15 protein-coding genes are annotated in these 16,482 nt (G+C 53.1%); 4 read left to right on the top strand and 11 right to left on the bottom strand.

The genetic code is table 11. The annotated features are described in order from the left end of the window. Positions 1-10: 10 nt before the first annotated feature. The 4 genes from CHH75_RS01775 to CHH75_RS01790 form a co-directional block, all read right to left on the bottom strand. Positions 11-1,825 carry a DUF3658 domain-containing protein gene (locus CHH75_RS01775; RefSeq protein ID WP_255222941.1) on the bottom strand — a complete coding sequence of 605 codons (1,815 nt, stop codon included), beginning with the start codon at positions 1,823-1,825 and terminating at the stop codon, positions 11-13. A 76-nt stretch (positions 1,826-1,901) separates the two neighbouring features. Further along, entirely contained in the window at positions 1,902-2,942 is a 1,041-nt protein-coding gene (locus CHH75_RS01780) for an ROK family transcriptional regulator (protein WP_095397308.1), read from the bottom strand. Positions 2,943-3,188: 246 nt separating this feature from the next. Next, positions 3,189-4,148: a phosphotransferase gene (locus CHH75_RS01785; RefSeq protein ID WP_176475428.1), complete on the bottom strand. Its 960-nt coding sequence runs from the start codon at positions 4,146-4,148 to the stop codon at positions 3,189-3,191. Between the two features lie 70 nt (positions 4,149-4,218). After that, the gene (locus CHH75_RS01790; RefSeq protein ID WP_095397310.1) at positions 4,219-4,764 is read right to left on the bottom strand and encodes a GNAT family N-acetyltransferase; all 546 of its coding nucleotides are present in this window, start codon (positions 4,762-4,764) and stop codon (positions 4,219-4,221) included. A 279-nt stretch (positions 4,765-5,043) separates the two neighbouring features. Here CHH75_RS01790 and glsA point away from each other — a divergent pair, with 279 nt between their 5' ends. Then, positions 5,044-5,985, top strand: a complete 942-nt coding sequence (gene glsA / locus CHH75_RS01795; RefSeq protein WP_095397311.1) for a glutaminase A — start codon at positions 5,044-5,046, stop codon at positions 5,983-5,985. A gap of 127 nt (positions 5,986-6,112) precedes the next feature. On the opposite strand, the gene CHH75_RS01800 is transcribed toward glsA, so the two are convergent. After that, entirely contained in the window at positions 6,113-7,600 is a 1,488-nt protein-coding gene (locus CHH75_RS01800) for a stalk domain-containing protein (RefSeq protein WP_230875773.1), read from the bottom strand. Between the two features lie 340 nt (positions 7,601-7,940). Between CHH75_RS01800 and CHH75_RS01805 the strand changes: the two genes are divergently transcribed. Together CHH75_RS01805 and CHH75_RS01810 are read left to right on the top strand one after the other, a co-directional pair. Next, positions 7,941-9,740 carry a hypothetical protein gene (locus tag CHH75_RS01805; RefSeq protein WP_095397313.1) on the top strand — a complete coding sequence of 600 codons (1,800 nt, stop codon included), beginning with the start codon at positions 7,941-7,943 and terminating at the stop codon, positions 9,738-9,740. Between the two features lie 235 nt (positions 9,741-9,975). Next, positions 9,976-10,611 carry a L,D-transpeptidase family protein gene (locus CHH75_RS01810; RefSeq protein WP_230875777.1) on the top strand — a complete coding sequence of 212 codons (636 nt, stop codon included), beginning with the start codon at positions 9,976-9,978 and terminating at the stop codon, positions 10,609-10,611. Between the two features lie 10 nt (positions 10,612-10,621). Here the strand turns inward: CHH75_RS01810 and CHH75_RS01815 are convergent, their stop codons facing one another. Then, positions 10,622-10,906 (bottom strand): hypothetical protein, encoded by a 285-nt coding sequence (locus tag CHH75_RS01815; RefSeq protein ID WP_196426448.1) that lies wholly within the window; start codon positions 10,904-10,906, stop codon positions 10,622-10,624. Between the two features lie 18 nt (positions 10,907-10,924). Next, entirely contained in the window at positions 10,925-11,053 is a 129-nt protein-coding gene (locus CHH75_RS25110; RefSeq protein WP_255222942.1) for a hypothetical protein, read from the bottom strand. 216 nt (positions 11,054-11,269) lie between these two features. Here CHH75_RS25110 and CHH75_RS01820 point away from each other — a divergent pair, with 216 nt between their 5' ends. Beyond that, positions 11,270-12,187 (top strand): aldo/keto reductase, encoded by a 918-nt coding sequence (locus CHH75_RS01820; protein WP_095265324.1) that lies wholly within the window; start codon positions 11,270-11,272, stop codon positions 12,185-12,187. Between the two features lie 95 nt (positions 12,188-12,282). Here CHH75_RS01820 and CHH75_RS01825 read toward each other — a convergent pair whose 3' ends face one another. The 4 genes from CHH75_RS01825 to CHH75_RS01840 all read right to left on the bottom strand — a co-directional run bounded on the left by CHH75_RS01825 (position 12,283) and on the right by CHH75_RS01840 (position 16,450). Further along, positions 12,283-13,014 (bottom strand): YwiC-like family protein, encoded by a 732-nt coding sequence (locus CHH75_RS01825; RefSeq protein WP_095397314.1) that lies wholly within the window; start codon positions 13,012-13,014, stop codon positions 12,283-12,285. Between the two features lie 37 nt (positions 13,015-13,051). Next, entirely contained in the window at positions 13,052-14,584 is a 1,533-nt protein-coding gene (locus CHH75_RS01830) for a nitrate/nitrite transporter (RefSeq protein ID WP_095397315.1), read from the bottom strand. 181 nt (positions 14,585-14,765) lie between these two features. After that, positions 14,766-15,413 carry a response regulator transcription factor gene (locus CHH75_RS01835; protein ID WP_095265327.1) on the bottom strand — a complete coding sequence of 216 codons (648 nt, stop codon included), beginning with the start codon at positions 15,411-15,413 and terminating at the stop codon, positions 14,766-14,768. Next, positions 15,413-16,450, bottom strand: coding sequence for a PAS domain-containing sensor histidine kinase (locus CHH75_RS01840; RefSeq protein WP_483310902.1), 1,038 nt, complete (start codon positions 16,448-16,450; stop codon positions 15,413-15,415). The genes CHH75_RS01835 and CHH75_RS01840 overlap by 1 nt, the downstream gene beginning before the upstream one ends. Between the last annotated feature and the right edge of the window lie 32 nt (positions 16,451-16,482).

Raw genomic sequence — 16,482 nt, forward strand, 5'->3', positions numbered from 1 at the left:
CCTGCGATATCTAGCTGGATTTAGACGGGCCCAGATGGTCGGACAGACGCATCACAGCTTCCTGCAAAGACGCCTGCTGCCTGGCATACATCCGCTCCAGGTCCTGCATCTTCTTCAACTGCTCGGCAAACTCATCGATGTCGGCATGGCAGTCATCCGGCAGCAGACGGTACAGGCTTGAAGGATCCAGCTGCTCCAGCTCCTGGAGCAGCCTCCGCTCGTGATCCCTGCTCTCCGCCAGCTCGATGGCGGCTGTTCGAAGCGTGGCACAATGCCGGATGCGCGGCTCATCATCTGGAATGGCGGCGAGCGCAGCATCGGAGAGCGAGATGCTGTAATGGCGCATCGCGTCCAGATGGCCGGTATACCGGAATTTCCCCTGCCGGATCAATTGCCGTACCCGGTAGGCAATGAACGTATCAGAAATGTATTGATCAGCCTTTCCGATCACCTCCCCGATCACCCGTGCCGATTTAAGGAACCTGCCGTCCCTGGCTCCGATGGCATCCGCACACGCAAGTATGAAGGCATCATAATGGGACTCCTCGACCGTACACAGCTGTCCGTCCAGAACAATGCGAAGGCAGCCATCTTCAAGCAGCAGGCGCTCCCAGTCTGCACGAAGGTCCGACTTCGCCTGCAGCGTCAGCTTCACAGGTCCGTCTTCTAGGAGCGGCTCAAGCTTATCCGGCACGATCTCACCGGTCCGCCTGTAATCGATCTGCGGGTACAGATCGGACAACATACGCCCGGGATTCACAACGAAGACCTCGGCCTCATCCGGAAGCAGTGTCATTAGACGGCGCAACCCCAGCTGTTCGGAAGCGGAGTCGCTGGCCCAGATGACGCATTCGGTATCCTTCCATTGATCGGGCCAGGTTAGCCAGGCTGCTGTCGAATCAATCAGCATTGACCTCGTCCCGTCATGTTCCTCCTCCGATACGGCGAAGCGGGACAGCAGCCAATGATGGCGCTCCCGGAGTTCCGTTCCCTCACGCCCTCTCGGCAGCGGGCCCACCATGAAATCATCCGGCAGGGCAATCACCATCTCCCCCTGACGGTTCCGATTCCGCAGAGCCAGCCGCAGCGATCCGGCTGCCGATTCATCAAACGTTACATGAACCCGGGCTATCGCGCTGCGATGAAGCGGGGATTCCAGCAGGTAGCGCTCATTGCCGAAGCCCCATTCCTTATCAAACCCGTTCAGAAACAGCTCCATCAGCTGATGCCTGCCCGCAGCCAGCATGCGTCCGGTATCCGTATTCATGCGATCTTTAAGCTTTAGGAGCTTCTCACTGAAATGATTGATGGCTGTACTCTTCTCATGCCGATATTGATCACGGGTCATCCCTTCTCTTACCGGTATGGCCGGATCGTATATCCCCTGTCCTTTCCATCCCGAATATGCAAAGGTTCTCGCAATCCCGATAAAGCCCAGCGCATCCAGTCGGTCCGCATCCTGCACAATGGCGCCCTCCAGCGTCTTCATCGCCTGCCCTGAACCCCCGGCAAACGACATCGTCCCGATAATGTCCAGCACATGCTCCCGGTCCGCTGGTGCTGTTCCCGCTTCTTCAAGCCAGCGCTGGACTCGGTGTAATCCTACCTCCTTCGAAGCATTCAGCTTCTCATCGGCCACATCATGCAGCAGCGAGGCCAGCTCGCATAGGTAGGCATCTGCCCCCTCCATCACCGAGAGCAATCGTGAAAGACGGGTGACGCGCATAACATGCCACCAGTCATGACCGCTGCTGTCCTGTTCATGTACAGCCCGGGCAAAACGTGCCGCCTCCCGAATGATTCGTTCCTGGTTTGCGTGTCGCACGTGGCAACCTCCCTTCTTCTCCATCAAGCGGATCATCATTCTTGTCATACCTAATCCATCACTGTTCTGGACCGGATTAATTCCCGCCTGCCTCCCTGGACAGCATCAGATCAAGGGACAATCCCTGTAAGCCATACAAGTAATCCTGCTCCCAATCGCTAAGTATGAATGCCGGAAGATGCTCACGCGGAATATAGGCCTGGCTTGCAGCCTCCAATTGCGCCAGCAGCCCTTCATTCGCCTCATGTCTGGACAAAATGACCCCGTGCGGATTCAGCACAGCCGCAAAAACCGCAATCAGGCGTGCAACAGCATCCACCGACAGATCCCCGTCCGGGGAGCGCGGGTGAGGATGGGACGCCCGCATCGCTTCCCCGAAGTTATATTGATCGTATAGAGGCACAAATGACACTTCCCCGGAGAAAAAAGAGCTGCCGCGCATGATGTTCCCGTCCAGCATAATCCCCGAGCCCGGCCCGTTCTGACCGAAATACAGATACACCAGCGACGGCTGGAGCTTGCTTCGCTGATGTCTCGCCATATAGTAGCCGTATACGGCTGCGTTCATATCGTTCTCGATGACGGTAGGCAGCTGGAAGCGCTGCTCGCAGTGTGCTTTCAGATCCAGATCATGAAATTGTTCATATTCCGGAATATAAATTAGCCGTCCATTGTTCACCGCAGCAGGCACGCCGACGGAAACGGCTGATATTTGGGGATGTTTGTTCACCAAAGCTGCAATCAGGGCATCAAAGTCTGTAATATCCGCTGTCAGCACACTCGCAGCATGACCTTGATCCTTCACCTCGCCGGCACAATTAAAGACGATATAACTCGTTTCCGTTCGCTCCAGGAACAGAGCCAGACCAAGCATAACCTCCGGATTGTAACTGTACCGGTTTGCTCTTCTGCCGCCGCTTGAATCATCCAGTTGCACGGGGAGGAGCTCACCCGCCTTCTCCATCTGCCCGAGAAACTTGCTGACCGTCGGGAAGCTGACCCCGAGCCTGTCGCTGAGCTCCGCCTTTGTAGCGCTTCCAAGCTCGAGCAGCGCGGACCGCAAATTTCTCAGAATCGTTCTTCTAACCGCCTTCGGGTCTGCGATAGATCCGTTCAACACTTGTCCCCCTCCAACATATTAAATCCGTTTAATAAGGTGAGCCGAGTGTATCATATCGTTCTTGCTCCGTGCAAGTAAGCAGGGGCTGTCTCCATGAATACCGGTATCATCCTTGAAGCCCCTTCGAAACTTGCTTGCACCTTCCCTGACGCAGCTTAGAGCATGCCCTAGGTGCCAGCTGACTAGCACCGCTAAGCAAGGCATGTGATCTCCGCTGTGACGGGACGTGATAGACGATGTCCGTTATGGCTGTTGAGCTAACCTGCTTAGGCAGCCGACGAGATTGGCAGCCGTTTCCTCATATTGGACGAGCAGACGCTCCTTGGGCCATATCGCCTCATCCCGCTTCAGATCATCTGCGATCAACAGCAGCATCCACAGTGAGAATATCACGGAGAAACGGTAGTAGTCCCGGATAAATGTCTCCAGCTCCCAGCTGCGGCCATACGGTATTGAAAAGCTGACATACACGCTTAGCAGCGTCTCGCGCTCCGCAGGCGTCACCGATTTCGGAAACATCGGATGTGTCATATCGATCAGATGGTATAGATCCCAGAATGGCGAGTTCAGATGCGCGTGCTCCCAGTCGATAATGTACAGACGCCCGTTCTCGCCCTTCGCATAATTGCCCAGATGCAAATCGCCGTGAGACAATACCCTGATTGATGACAACGCCTGACCGGACACATAATCATCGATCCATTCATCGAGCGTCCACGCCCATCCGAGCTCTGCAAGCAAAGAAGCGGCCTTCTCCCGCTTCAGCAGAAGATCAGACGCCATGCTGGCAATCGACGGCTTGGGCCCTTGGCTGTTTAACCCGCTCCAATGCTGTTCCGGGAAGGAATGCCACCAGGCCATTTGCTGCACGACCTCGGTCGCCAGCTCCACACTATACTCATGCCGCAGCAGTCCAAGATCCTCGAATATTGTCCAGCCGTCTTCCCCGGCCCCTTCCCCCGATGAGGCCAGCAGCAGCGGGAAAATCGCAGGAAAAGAACTCAATACATGCCGATATATCCACGCCTCCCTGTCGATGCTCTCCCGATTGGTGAGCGGTTTGAAGACGTAGCTCTGCTCTGGCCCTGGATAGAAACGCTCTACCCATCGGCCATTCATTCCTTGATATAACGGCTCCCTCTTCCACAACCCTTGCCCGTTTAGCGTTCCATCCGGAAGGACGTAACTGCTCAGGTCTTCCATAATCCCCTCTCCCAACCTTACAACGTGCTTACACCAACCGTCTAGTTCCGCGACCCTGGATACACCGGAGCTACGCCTGAACCGGCTTCTCATAAATGTTGAACTCCCCATTCGTCCCAACAAAGCGATACCCGTTCCCACTGTAAAATGCATTCAGCGTTGGATTGTTAGCCATACAGTCCAGCCTTACCCGATCCTTACCCTCAAAACGGATGCCGGCATCGCACCAGCGGAGGATCGCTTGGCCGAGTCCGGAATTCGCATACTGGCGATTGATGGCCAGCCTGTGCAAGTACAGGGCCCGATCTTCGGGATGCGCCTTGTCGCCCCACAGGGAGTAATCCCACTGGCTTGGCTGTTTCATCAGAATGACCATGCCGGCAACCTGTTCCCCGTCCATCGCCACAAACACCTCGCCGCGCTCGATTGCGCTGGGGGTATCATGGGAGTCCTTGCCTTCAAGCAGTCCGCTCCATTGATCGGAGCCTTTGCTTTTCAGCCAGCGGGCCGTTTCCAGCAGCAGGCCCATGACCGCCTCCGTATGCTCCGGCTGTGCCTGCCCCATCGTCAATGAATGATGAATGTTCGTCTCTTGTATCGTAAATGATATCTTCATTCGATTGTGTTCACTTCCATCTCGTCAAGAATATGTACATCCAATTTGAAATTCGTCGATTTTAAATATATACCGATTATCATGGAATTGATTTCCGTGGTCAAGCTCTGCCAGGAGAGACAACCTGTTTATTTACTGTTGACTGTATATTGGACTGATCTTATGTTCTATTATAAGAAGATATATACTATGCGCTACCCCCGCCGGGGCCAATACAATAAGGAAAGTGGGCCCTTAGTAATTTCTAATGAGGATTCATGAAAGGAGCACAGATCTACAATGTTGGCTGTTGATATGGAAACGATACGCAAGCAGTTGCCTGTCTGGGTGGAGGTCAGCAGGCCTCATGCAGCACATGGAAAGGTAGCCTCGTATATCCCTGAACTGTCCAAAGCACCTGCAGACGCGCTTGGAGTCACCATTCTAACGAAGGACGGGGAGTCTGCGAGCGCGGGCGACTGCGGCATGCGCTTTACGCTCCAGAGCATTTCCAAAGTGTTCACACTCATTCTGGCTCTCATGGATCACGGGGAAGATGAGGTGTTCAGCAAAGTCGGCATGGAGCCGACCGGCGACAACTTCAACTCCATGCTGAAGCTGGAGCTGGTGCGTCCAGGCATTCCCTTCAATCCGCTGATTAACGCCGGGGCCATTACCGTCTCCTCTTTCATTCGAGGCAGAGACCCCAAGGAGAAATCCGAACGAATCCTTCAGTTTTTCAAGGATCTGACCGGCAACCCCGGCCTCGATTACGATCTTCAGGTGTATCGCTCCGAATCCGAGACCGGAAATCTGAACCGCTCCATTGCCTACTTCCTGAAGGAGAACGGCGTTCTGAGCGGGGATGTCGAAGAGGTGCTGGACGTCTATTTCCGCCACTGCGCCATCCTTGCAGATTGCTCCGATCTTGCCCGAATGGGCCTGGTGCTTGCGCACAACGGGGTTGACCCGATGACGGGCCAAACGCTCATTCCCCGCAGATATGTGCAAATCGCCAAAACCTTTATGACGACCTGCGGCATGTACAATGCATCCGGAGAATTCGCCATCCAGGTCGGCCTCCCTGCCAAAAGCGGGGTGTCCGGCGGCATCCTGTCACTTGTTCCCGGATACTGCGGCATCGGCGTTGTCGGACCTGCGCTGAACGACAAAGGCAACAGCCAAGCTGGTGTACATCTTATGGAGCATATGTCACGTGAGCTGGACTGGAGCATGTTCTAGGATGGTTCAGGTTATATCACATAAAAAAGGTCCGGGAAACAGCGCTCTTACATGAGCCTGTTCCCGGACCTTTGTACGCATTCTACCAACCCCGCGCTATTATAATGACATTCTGCTCAATAGAGGATTACCTGATGCTTTCCCCAAGCTGGACTTCTCCGGTTTCCTGGTTCCAATAGAGAGGGATACCGAGCTTCTCGCAGATCAGTTCCAGCGGATACATCGTGGAATTGGCCAGATACGGAAGTTCAAGCTTCTCTTTGGTCGCTTTCCCGTTCACTAGCAGTACCGGCGGATTGCTTTTCTTAACCGCAATGGTCTTTCCCTTATAAGAAAAAGAGATCACCGGATACCTCTGATTGTTGGCCTTCGGATCCGGATTTGACTGCCCAATTTTCGTGGTGACGCCCAGCGACTGAAATACACTGGTAAACGGTACGTACAGCTCTCCGTCAATGACGGCAGATGATGCATAGAACCGGACGTTCTCCCCGTTCACCTTCCAGGTCATGGCTGGGAGCACCTGGGCTGCGCTGTTGCCTTTGAGCTGCTGTGATCCGGCGACAGTTCCCATTCCCGAATAGTAACCGTCGCCCCATGCGAGCAGCTTTCCATCCTCGCTGACCGCGTAGCCGGTTTGGCTTGCCGAGCCCTCGATGGCCTTGATACCGGTGAGTCCTTTGACCTGAAACGGCTTCGCTGTAGGTACCGTGTTGTAGTTCCACTGCCAGACGGTCCCGTCGCTTTTCAGCATATACAGACGTTGGTAGCCTGTCTTGATCTCTTTAATCTGTTTCATGCCGATCACATCTTTCACAGCTGCAGGCGGCTTGTTGCTATCAGCGTTCCAGTGAAGAACGGTACCATTGCTATGGAGGAGGAACACATCTGAATATGACACTGCTATTCTTTCAATTGAAGAAGCTAGAGGTTTTACTTCCCTCAGCTCATTCTCTGTACGATATCTGTCATAAAAGCTGTTGTACATATTCAGTGTCCCTACGTTCCCGTCCTCATCCAGCACAACCGCTTCATATCTGGCCATCACGGCCTCCCGAACATCTGAAAAGCCCTTAAGGCGAGTGAGCCGGATATCGAAGGCTTGGTGATCCCGGAACGAAGGATACCACAGCGTCGCTGTGCCGTCCTTATGAATGACAATGGAGCCGAATGCCTCGGAATAAGCAAGCCGCTTAACATTGTGCAGCTGCGTTAATTGAATCGGATCTCCCCGTTTTTGAAACGGCAGCTGTGCGTCACCGTTCATATAAGGTGTATAGAAATCTCCCCATGCCCACACCTCACCGTCCTTGTTTAGAGCAAATGAAGTGCTGCCTCCGGCCTGAACCTGAATAATGTCCGACAATCCTTCCACGGTCTTGGGAACGAATTGATGAATAGCCGTCCCATCCCCAACCTGTCCGAATTTGTTGTAACCCCAAGCGGTGACAGAGCCGTCACTCCAAGCGGCAACGCCATGACCATTTCCGCCAGCAGCACTTACAGGCTGTACGGTTGGAGCGGCTTGCGCATGGGTCTTCCAGCCGATAGAACCTACCGTCACCGCAAGCAGAACCGCCAGAACACCTTTCGCCCAATGTTTTGCAGTTTTCAAATATAACAATCCTCCATTCCGCCATTAACTTGTACTCTCGTTCTACCAAACGATGAAAAAGGGAAAATGTTTCATTCCTTCGTCATTTTTCCTAATCGATGATCATTCTTTATGCCCGTGCGATTGGCACTAAAATCCTCGCAATGCCTTAATATTCCATATCATGGAAAGTAATAATGAAGCAAAAATAGTTCCATGTGAGCAGGCCGTGCCAGCCGCGGCTGAAGCGCTTCAGACTACTAAGAACTTGGCCTCATCTCTTTTTCTATGTTCGATGCTATAATAAGCCCGGTTAAATCCATAAAGAGAAAGGTTCTCGCAAAAGAATGGAGGGAAATGGATGAATGTGAAAAAACGTCAAATGCTCATAGTCCTGCTGACTGCTCTTCTTTTGGCCGGATTTCAGGCTCCGGCACATGGAGAAGCGACCGGAGTTCGGGCAACCTGGGTGTGGCAGACAGAATTCATTGCGGATCGCGGAGAGCAGCTTATTGCATTTGCAAAAGGTGAAGGAATCAACCTCATTTATTTACAAATTCAGCGCCAGCTTCCAAAACCAATGTACGAACACTTTATCCAGCAGGCTCACGAGAACGGAATTACCGTCCATGCCCTGGGAGGAGATCCTAGATGGGCGCTTGCGGAGTATCGTAACGATATGCTGGACTTTGCCGATTGGGTTACCAGCTACAATAGGGAGGCAGCTGCCCGATTTGACGGTATCCACCTCGATATCGAACCCTATGTGCTTGATCAATGGGAAGATCAGCATCCGTCGATCATCGAATCCTGGCAGCGCAATCTGACCGCATTTCTGAACACCATATCCGATGCCGGACTGGAAACGGGAATAGACATCCCATTCTGGTTTGACTCTTTCACCCTGGCGGATGGGACCGGACTAAACGAATCGCTGATGAACGATTTTGACCACGTTACGGTGATGGCTTACCGGAACCAGCTCGATTCAGCGAACGGAATCATATCTCTGGTTCAATCTGAGCTGGAGCTTGCCAGTCGGCTAGGACATCGGGTGATCGTTGCCGTCAATACCAAAGAGATGCCGAAGGAGCCTCATACCTCCTTCTATGGACTCGGGAAAACGTATATGAATCAGACGCTGCTCGAACTGCAGCATGAGCTCAGCTCTTTCCCTTCCTTCGCTGGGCTGGCGATCCATGACTACCGCAGCTGGGAGAGTATGCCCCATTCAGAGGATAGTGGACCGAATCAGCCGCCTGACAATGAAGCGCCTGCTCCTGTTCCAGATCCTGTTCCAGAGCCGGCCCCTGATCCGGGAACCGGGGAACCTGTTCCAGCCCCTGACCCCATCGAGCATGCTGGGCCGATAAGAGGGACTTATATATGGGAAGCAGAACAGGCGGTACATGAGAGCCAGGAAATTCTTGAATTCGCCCGTGAGAAGAATCTGAATTTACTGTACGTCCGGCTGGACCTTGAACAGCCGTTCAGCGCTTATTCTTCGTTTGTCCGAGATGCGGCCGAGGCCGGAATTGAAGTTCACGCCTTGGGCGGTCATCCGCTATGGGCGCTTGAAGAGAACCGGGACAGAATGATGCGGCTTGTCCATTACGTCAAGGACTATAACCGGAATGTGGACAGCCTTTCCCGCTTCCACGGCATTCATCTGGATATCGAGCCTTATGTGCTTCCTGGCTGGAGCAGCCATACGCCGGATATCATTTCCCAGTGGACATCCAATATCGATGCTTTTGTCCGCGAAATGAGGCGTGACTCGGAGTTGAAGTCCAGCATGGACATGGCCGCATGGCTGGACAAACACGCGGTACCCGGCGAGAACCTGTCCCTGGCCAAATGGATGATCAGCCGGATGGATCATGTATCCGTCATGGCCTTCCGCGATACGGCCGAAGGCTCGAACGGGATCGTCAGCATCGCCCGGGAAGAAATTGCATATGCAGATGAGCTGGGAAAGCCCATTCTCCTTTCGGTCGAAATGAAGGAAAGTCATGAAGGCAATCATATTACGTTCTATGAAGAAGGCGCTGCCTATATGGAAGAGGAGCTTGCCAAGCTGCCCGGACTTTTGCAGCACTCGTCCTCTTATTCAGGCATCGTCGTTCATGCCTATGATTACTGGAAGAATGCGAGACCCTGAGCTAATGCTTTAACAGCTTGCAAATCGCTTAGGCAACAACCCTCCCCCCTAGGGACGGGTTGTTGCCTTATTTTATCGTCCTGCTCGTATAGGCCCTCCTCTGCAAGGGAATATTACCCATGTCTTATGAGCATCAACGTATGTGTTCATAAACATCATTATCGACAAAGGGAAGCGTATTCGAATGAAACATATCCATATATGGACGATTGTTCTCTTTATCTCTTTAGGCAATATGTATATCGGGACCGATACCGTCTATGCGGATCCCTCCCTGCCGATCATAGCGGAAGATCCAGAATACACCATTGATATCTATCCCTCTCACCACAAGCTTGTCGTGTCAAAGCAGGGCAAGATAATAAAAACCTACCGGGTTGCCGTAGGAAACCCATCCACGCCAACGCCAGTAGGAGAATACCTCATCACTTATAAAGGCAAAAATTGGGGACCCTCTTACGGGCCTCGCTGGCTCGGGCTGAATGTTCCATGGGGGCATTACGGCATTCACGGCACGAACAAGCCCTATTCCATCGGCCAGCATAGAAGTCATGGATGCATCCGCATGTATAATCATGAGGTCATAGAACTGTTCGATCTCGTCCCCATTGGCACTAAAGTTACTATATTCGGCCATGTGCTCGGAGATTGGATGCAGAGTCCAAGAAACCTTGCTGCAGGCGATATCGGAGGAGATGTACAGCTCGTCCAGAACCGCTTGAAAAGTGCCGGTTATTATGACGGTATGTGTGACGGCAAATTTGACGCTAATACCACAGCAGCACTAAGACGGTATCAACGGGACCTCGGCCTCCCCGAAAACGGTGTTGTCAGCTCCAAAGTCTATCAGGAATTAGGGCTGATCGAATAATTGCCGTGCATCATCTTCGTATTAAAGCATTAATAAGATCGCCCACGCTCACATTGCCTATCTCCTCAGCCAGCCGATCCGCCTCTGTCCTTCTCCGAAGAGAGCCTGCAAGTACAATGGCCACCTTCTGGTCCCGGTCGACCAGGACGGATTCAACCTCCAGCGCATTGGTCAGAATACCCACGATCACGGCGATTTCCTGTGGAGACAGATTGGGGAGCGAGGTTTTTTTTTTGCTTTTTGCTCTGCTTCTACCGTTATTTCCGTTGTTGCCGTTCTTGCCATTTATTCTCACGGGCTCCCCACCTCCCCACTACACGATAACGATAGGACTGCCTGCTCCTCCAAGGATGCTTGATCCGCCCAATCCCCCGATCAGGGATGCCAGGATTACAATGACAACGATAAGCGTAACGAGGCGTTGATTGTCTTCTTCATTCATGATCGATCCCCTCCAATTGCATGGATGGTTCTTCTTATTATATGAACGCGGGTTTTTTGGTGTTCCACAGGCTTGTGACATCACCGGATTCGACTTCATGCCTGCTCGTTTGACTGGTGTTGTTTTTATCGCTCCGAACGCTTGACATTCCGTTCCCTCCTGTCACAATAGAGAGGAAGTGCTGCACTACATACTTTAATTAGGAGGATCCCACACATGAGAACGATTACACTCGGAAGCAGCTCACTTGAAGTTCCCGCGGTCGCCGTAGGGTGCATGCGGATCAATTCATTGGATAAAACAGAAGCGGAACGCTTCGTACGCACAGCGATGGAGGAAGGCGCCAACTTCTTCGATCATGCTGATATTTATGGAGGCGGTGCCTGCGAAGAAATCTTCGCAGATGCTGTTCAGATGAATCCGACCGTTCGCGAGCAGATGATTCTGCAATCCAAATGCGGCATTCGGCAAGGGATGTTCGATTTCTCCAAAGAGCATATTCTCGCTTCGGTTGACGGCATTCTGAGCAGACTGAAAACCGATTACCTGGATGTGCTGCTGCTTCATCGCCCTGATGCGCTCGTTGAGCCCGAGGAAGTAGCTGAAGCATTCGATCAGCTGGAGCGTTCCGGAAAGGTTCGGCATTTCGGTGTCTCCAACCAGAACCCGATGCAAATCCAGCTGCTCCAGAAGTCGGTCAAACAGCCGATTGTAGCCAACCAGCTGCAGCTTAGCATCACCAACGCCACCATGATCTCCAGCGGCATTAACGTCAATATGGAGAATGCGTCAGCTGTCAACCGCGACGGCAGCGTGCTTGACTTCTGCAGGCTGCATGACATCACTATCCAGCCTTGGTCTCCGTTCCAGTACGGATTCTTCGAGGGTGTCTTCCTGGGCAGTGACAAATTCCCGGAGCTGAATCAGAAGATCGACGAGCTGGCCGAGAAATACAGCGTCACCAATACCACGATCGCCATTGCATGGCTGCTCCGCCATCCGGCCAACATGCAGCCGATTATCGGGACGATGAATACCGAGCGTCTGAAAGACTGCATTAAGGCTACTCATATCACCTTGACGCGTCAAGAATGGTACGAAGTATATCGCGCAGCGGGCAACATTCTACCGTAACAAGCTTGTACGGGCATGTTAACAGGTTCCTATCATAAACAAACCTCCAAGACCGCCAATCTGGAACAGATTGGCTTTGCTCTTGGAGGTTTTTTTCACATATGGAGAAAGATTATGGCCAGCACGAGAAACTGCACCGCTCCGGCAATTTCGAGTATGCCAACCTTCATCGGCTTGATGACCTTCCCGGAAAGCACCAGCGCGCGCGCCAGCGGAAACAGGAAAGCCAGCGTCAGCCAGGGATAGCCGAGCAGGAACGGAACGAGCAGAATCACAGCATGATAAGCTTTGGAGTAGTATGTATACCGCCTGTTCTTCCGCTCGCGGAACACCGATTTCACGAACAATGCCGTCCCCGTAAAGTACAGAAAGTTTAACAACACCACAGCTGCGAGTCCGGCATCAAGCCCGCCTCCCCCCAGCATGTAGGCAGCAGCCCCGCCTGTGCAAAACAGCAGTATTGCACAGATATCATTAAAGAGCGCACGCTCCTTCTTCCGGAGCACATGCCATATGTTAACCATGATGAACAGCAGCAAGACCGGAGCATACCCGAACAGCCACGGCTCCTGCAGCACAACCGGGATGAGCATAATGACCGCCGCAGCGCCATAGCCAATCCCCCATCTGATCCAGCTTCTTTGCCTGCTCCCCTTCTTCAGAGCCTGCAGCAGTGGGTACGACGCCAGATAGAGCAGCAGCCAGGCCAGAAAGAGCGGCACGTGAAGCAGGATCGGCTGTGCCGCCATCGTGCCGATCATATAAGGCACGGCAAGCATAGCCCAGCCTCCATGCTCGCGGGGGATTACAATTCTCGACTCCTTCATACCTTCGCCACCTTTCCACTACGATTTGAACGCTGGATCAAGGTTTAGCCACGCGGTCTTCCATGGCTGAAGCGCCTGGCGTGCGGTCTGTAATATCGCTGAAGGTGCCTACATAGTGCACGATTTCCCCCGTCTCATCCTTCACCACATTGATCGTCAACAGCTCCAAATACTGTTCCCCGTTCTTTCTCCGGTTCCAAATTTCACCCTGCCAGCTGCCCTTCTCCATTATCTCCGCCCACATCGACTGGTAGAACTGCGGCGATTGCCTTCCGGATTTAAGCAGACTTGGGTTTCTGCCAAGCACTTCCTCTTCCGCATAGCCTGTTAGTCTTGTGAAGGCAGGATTTACAGCATAGATACGCCCTTTCGCATCCGTGACCAGAATGCCCTGGCCGGTAGAGTTGAACACCTGGGAGGTCACGGCGAGCTTATCCTGATAATACATCCACACAACCAGTACAAAGCTGGCCAGTGCAACCTGGGACAGCGCCATGAAGCCGATTGAGTATTGGCCGGTTGCCGAATGAATGAAGGAAAGCATCAGCGGCGGGAAGAATCCGCCCAGGCCGCCCATCATCGACACGATACCATTGACAATGCCCGCCTGTTTATTGAAATAAAGCGGCACCAGCTTGAAAATAATGCCGTTGCCAAGCCCAGCGCATACCGCGATGGTTAAGCATCCAACCGTGTACAGCGCGATGGACGGCGAGAACGCCAGGAGAACCGCCGCCAAGGTCATGCCGATAAATACCCCCATCAGCAGAAACAGCGGCTTGAATTTATCCGCAAGCCAGCCGCCCACCGGACGGAGGAAGGTGGCGATCAGGATGAAACCGGCTGTTCTCAGCCCTGCATCCACCTTCGGCAGCTCAAAATGACTGACCAGAAAGTTCGGCAAATATACGGTAAAGGCCACGAATGAACCGAACGTAATAAAGTAAAACAGCGAGAAATACCAGAGCTTATCATTTCTATATACACCCTTGATCTGCTCCATCACCGGGGTTTTCACCCTCGGCTCCTTCCGGTCGCCCAGCACGGCGTTTAATGCCGCAAAGACGAGCAGCAATATCAAGTACATTTGGATTGTAGCCGACCATCCGATCTGGGTAGCGATGACCGGTGCAGCAAATGTCGTGATGGCCGTTCCCAGGTTGCCCATCCCGTAAATGCCGTTAACCAGTCCCAGTTTTTCCTTCGGATAGTATTTGGGCAGAGAGGTAACCCCTACCGAGAATACCGCGCCGCCAATCCCCAGGAACAGGCCGCCGATTACCAGGTGCGTTACACTTGAAGCCGTGCTGATGAAATACACCGGAAACAGCAGCAGAATAAAACTGACAATAAACACAATCCGTGCCCCTACCACATTGGCATAATAGCCAAGCGGAATCCGCAAGACGGACCCGAGCACAACCGGGATGGCGGTCAAGATGGCGATCCGGTCAGCCGGGATGGCGATATCCTCCCGAATAAAGGGCAGCAGCGCCGAGATGATCACCCATACCATAAACCCAAGCACCAGATTCATCGTTTGCAGCGGCAGCTGCAGCTTCTTGATCATTCTAATCACCTTTTCTGTGCATAATGAATGGCTCTTACGATTGATCCCCGTTTTCATTGTAAGTGCACTTATTCACAAAAATAATAGGGAAGTTCCCTGAACCTGAGCAAGGAACTTCCCTATTATGATGAATGGATAACTTAAAGGCGCCGAAACCTCTCCCCCTGCCTGGCGGAGGAAATCAAAAATCAAGCAGCTTTTTTTTCAGCGCATATTCAACCAGCTCCGGCCGGCTCTTCAAATTGAGCTTCTCCATAATTTTGGCCTTATGCGCTTCCACTGTCTTGACGGAAACATACAGCTTCTCGGCGATCTCCTTGTTGCCGTAACCTTTGGCGATCAGCGGCAATATTTCGACCTCTCGCCTGGACAGGCTGTTGAACGGATCCTGCTCGGCGCTCTCGCTGTCCTTTTTGATGAATTCCCGCACCAGGGAGGTCGCCATCTGCGGATGGATATAGGTGCCGCCTGCATGAACCATGCGAATGGCCGAGACAAGCTCGTCGTCCGGTGCATTTTTCAGTACATAGCCCGCTGCGCCGTTCTTCAGAACATGGAACAAATAATCTTCGTCATCATACATCGTTAAAATGATAATTTTCGTGTCCGGAAACTCGCTGCTGATTTTGCCGGTGGCGATCAGTCCGCTTTCCCCGGGCGGCATGCTCAAATCCATCAGCAGCACATCCGGCCGGTGCTGAGCCACCATCGCATAAGCCTCCAGACCGTCCGCTGCCGTCGCTACCACTTCCATGTCTTCCTGATAGTTCAATATCATCGTAAATCCGCTCCGAACAACAGCATGATCGTCCGCAATCACAATCCTCATCATCCCACCTCCTGCTGCTCTGCCCGGGACAGCGGAATGCTGAGCTGAACCGTCGTTCCTTCCCCGAGTGCCGAACGAAGCATAAACTGGCCGCCCACCAGCTCGGCGCGTTCGCGCATCCCATACAAGCCGAGGCCGGTTCCCTTCGCCTCGTCAATGACCATATCAAAGCCTACGCCTTCATCGCGCACCGTCAGCAGCAGATGGCCGTTCTCTTCGCACAGCCGTACGTACACTTCATCCACACCCGAGTACTTCAGGGCGTTCAGCAGCGCCTCCTGGCACACCCGATAAACGACCGTCTCCATCTCGCTGCCGTACCGGGCCGCCGCAAGCTCGGCCGAGAACTTCACCAGCAGACCGTAATTTTTCTCCAGCCACTTGAAATGAGAACGGAAGGCTGCTTCGAGGCCCAGATCATCCAGGGAGGAAGGGCGCAGCTCTACCGACAAGTGCCGGATATCATCCAGAAGCCGTGTCAAAGACTGCTCGGTATGCTGCAGCTTCTTCAGCACATCCTCCCCGACATCCATATATTTAATGACGCGCAGATCGACCAGCGAACTGAGCAGCTCCTGAGCCACGCTGTCATGCAGCTCGCGGGATATTCGCTTGCGCTCGTCCTCCTGCGCTTTAATGACATATTTAAGCATATGGTTGCGCTGCAGCATCTCCTGCGTTTTCTGCTGCTTGGTCAGATCCAGAAGCATCAGCAACCGCACCCCCCGAGCCTCATCAATCGTATGGTAGCTGGCGGCAAACGGAACGACACCCCCGTCCCTAGTCTTGAGAAACACCTGAAAGGAAGAAAATTCCCCCTGCGGATAATTCAGATAGCACCGGGCACAGGAGATCAGTTCCTGTTCATCGGTATAGCCTTCACAGGTTTGACAGAAGGAGGGATCAGCCCCTGTACGGATCTGCTCAATGACTTGCGGGTCGATAATCTGCTCCGCCGCAGGATTCATATCGATCACCTTGCCCTCCTGGTCGATGAAGATCATCGCTTCCATGCTGTTCCGGTACAGCTTGTTCATCAACTCGCCTAGCCGTTCTCCGCTCAAAGCGT

The organism is Paenibacillus sp. 7541 (assembly GCF_002276395.1).
Lineage (GTDB): Bacteria > Bacillota > Bacilli > Paenibacillales > Paenibacillaceae > Paenibacillus_AQ > Paenibacillus_AQ campinasensis.